Annotated in this window: 4 protein-coding genes; 3 read left to right on the forward strand and 1 reads right to left on the reverse strand. The window is 75.3% G+C overall.

What is annotated here, in order from left to right; all coding sequences use genetic code 11:
* The 3 genes from ABEB16_RS18665 to ABEB16_RS18675 all read left to right on the forward strand — a co-directional run.
* Positions 1-208: tripartite tricarboxylate transporter TctB family protein (locus ABEB16_RS18665; RefSeq protein ID WP_345713715.1), on the forward strand; the 208-nt coding region annotated here is incomplete at its 5' end.
* Position 209: 1 nt separating this feature from the next.
* Complete coding sequence (locus ABEB16_RS18670; RefSeq protein ID WP_345713716.1) at positions 210-1727, forward strand: tripartite tricarboxylate transporter permease; 1518 nt, start codon at positions 210-212, stop codon at positions 1725-1727.
* A gap of 46 nt (positions 1728-1773) precedes the next feature.
* Complete coding sequence (locus ABEB16_RS18675) at positions 1774-2202, forward strand: VOC family protein (protein WP_345713717.1); 429 nt, start codon at positions 1774-1776, stop codon at positions 2200-2202.
* A gap of 114 nt (positions 2203-2316) precedes the next feature.
* On the opposite strand, the gene ABEB16_RS18680 is transcribed toward ABEB16_RS18675, so the two are convergent.
* On the reverse strand, positions 2317-2761 hold a 445-nt coding region (locus ABEB16_RS18680), incomplete at its 5' end, for a methyl-accepting chemotaxis protein (protein WP_345713718.1).

Consider the following 2761-nt stretch of genomic DNA (forward strand, 5'->3'; position numbering starts at 1 on the left):
CGCCCTGCTGGTCGCCTTCGCCCTGCTGCTGCAGCCGCTGGGGTACGTGCTGACCTCCGCGCTGCTCTTCGCCGGCGCGGCGCTGCTGCTCGGCGCGGACTCGCCCCGGCGGGCGCTGTGCTACGGCTGGACGCTGGCCGCGCTGGTGTTCTGCGTCTTCGACCGCCTCATCGGGCTCAGCCTGCCGACCGGACCGTGGGGGTTCTGACGTGGACGCGCTGACCTCGCTGGCCGACGGTTTCACCGCCGCGCTCGTGCCGGCCAACCTGCTGTTCGCCCTGCTCGGCGTGACGATCGGCACCGCGGTCGGCGTCCTGCCCGGCATCGGCCCGGCCCTCACCGTCGCCCTGCTGCTGCCGATCACCTTCCGGCTCGACGCGGCGCCCTCGCTGATCCTCTTCGCCGGCATCTACTACGGCGGCATGTACGGCGGGTCCACCACGTCCATCCTGCTGAACACCCCCGGCGAGAGCGCCTCCATCGTCTCGGCCCTGGAGGGCAACAAGATGGCCAAGGCCGGCCGCGCCGCCTCCGCGCTGGCCACCGCGGCCATCGGCAGCTTCGTGGCCGGGACCATCGGGACCCTGGGGCTGACGTTCCTGGCCCCGGTCGTCGCGGACTTCGCCGTGGGGTTCGGCCCGCCGGAGTACGTGGCGCTCATCGCGGTGGCGTTCGTCACCGTGAGCGCCCTGCTCGGCCCGAACCTGCTCAAGGGGGCCGCGTCGCTGCTGCTCGGCGTCGCGCTCGGCCTCGTCGGCATCGACACCCAGACCGGTCAGGCCCGGCTGACGTTCGGTTCGCCCACCCTGCTGGACGGCATCGACGTCGTCGTCGTGGTCGTCGCCCTGTTCGCGCTCAGCGAGGCGTTCGGGCACCTGCTGGCCGGGACGGGCCGCTCGACCGTGGAACCGGTGCGCGGGCGGGCGGTGCTGTCGCGGGAGGACTGGCGGCGCTCGTGGCCGGCGTGGCTGCGGGGCACGGCCCTGGGTTTCCCCATCGGCAGCCTGCCCGCGGGCGGCGCGGAGGTCCCCACGTTCCTCAGCTACAGCCTGGAGCGGCGGCTGAGCCGGCACCGCTCGCAGTTCGGGCACGGTGCGATCGAGGGCGTCGCCGGCCCGGAGGCGGCCAACAACGCCGCCGCCTCGGGGGTGCTCGTGCCGCTGCTGACCATCGGGCTGCCCACCTCGGCCACCGCGGCCGTCATCCTCACCGCGTTCCAGTCCTACGGCCTGCAACCGGGCCCGCAGCTGTTCACCGAGTCCGGCCCGCTGGTGTGGACGCTCATCGCCAGCCTGTACGTGGGCAACGTGGCGCTGCTGGTCCTGAACCTGCCGCTGGTGCGGGTCTGGGCGCGGCTGCTGACCATCCCGGCGTACTGGATCTACGCCGGCGTCCTGCTGTTCGCGACGCTCGGCACGTTCGCCGCGAGCGGTTCGACCACGGACCTGCTGCTGCTGTACGCGCTGGGGGCCGTGGGGGTGCTCATGCGGCTGGCCGGCGTCCCGGTCGCCCCGGCCGTGGTCGGGCTGATCCTCGGGCCGCTGGCCGAGGAGCAGCTGCGCCGGGCGCTGGCCATCTCCGAGGGCGACCCGTCGATCCTGCTCAGCGGGACGATCCCCGTGCTGCTGTGGCTCGTGGTGGCGGTCGCCCTGCTGGCACCGGCGGTGGGCGCGCTGCTGCGGCGCCGCTCCGCGGCGCGGGGCGGGGCGCGGGCCGGGGTGCGGTAGCGCGACCGCCCGGCGCGCAGCACCCTGGGTGCCGGAGGTGGTGGCCGTGGGCGGGGAGACGAGCCGGGCGGCGCTGCGGTCGGTGGTGCTGGACTGCACCGACGCCCGGGCGCTGGCGGAGTTCTACCGGGAGCTGCTGGGGTGGGGGTACCGCCCGGGCGACGAGCCCCCGCCGCCGGGGCGCCCGGACGACGCGGGGCGGGACTGGCTCGTGCTGCGCGCCCCGCACGGGGGCACCGACCTGGCGTTCCAGCAGGTCGGGCAGCTGCCGCGGGCGACGTGGCCGGAGGGGCCGCACCCGCAGCAGCTGCACCTGGACCTCGCGGTGGGCACCGCCGAGGCGCTGGACGCCGAGCACGAGCGGGTCCTCGGCCTGGGTGCGCAGCTGCTGCGCGACAGGCGCGAGGACCCGGACGAACCGCTCTACGTCTACGCCGACCCGGCGGGGCACCCGTTCTGCGTGTTCGTGGGCTGAGCGCGGCGGGGGGCCGCGGCTGCGCCGGCGCGCGACCACGGCCCCCCGCCGCGGTGGTGGTGCGGGTCGGACCCGGGATCAGACCCGGGATCGGACCCGGGATCAGACCCGGGATCAGACCCGGAAGCGGGAGACCTCCGAGCGCAGCGAGTCCGCCAGCTGCGCCAGCTCGGCCAGCGCGCGGTCGGTGGCGGCCAGCTCCGCGGTCGTGCGGTCGGAGGCGGCGGCGACGCCCTGGATGTTGGCGGCGATCTCGTGCGCACCGGCGGCCGCGCTGGCCACACCGCGGCTCATCTCGGCGGTGGTGGCGGTCTGCTCCTCCACCGCGGCGGCGATCGTGCCCTGGAAGTCGCTGATCCGGGCGATGATCTCGCTGACGTGACCGATCTCCTGCACCGCGTTGGCGGTGTCGGCCTGGATGGCCTGCACCCGGCGGGTGATGTCCTCGGTGGCGCGCCCGGTCTGCTGGGCCAGCTCCTTGACCTCACCGGCGACGACGGCGAAACCCTTGCCCATCTCCCCGGCCCGCGCGGCCTCGATGGTCGCGTTCAGCGCCAGC

This window comes from Kineococcus glutinatus, assembly GCF_039542765.1.
GTDB classification, from domain to species: Bacteria; Actinomycetota; Actinomycetes; order Actinomycetales; family Kineococcaceae; genus Kineococcus_A; species Kineococcus_A glutinatus.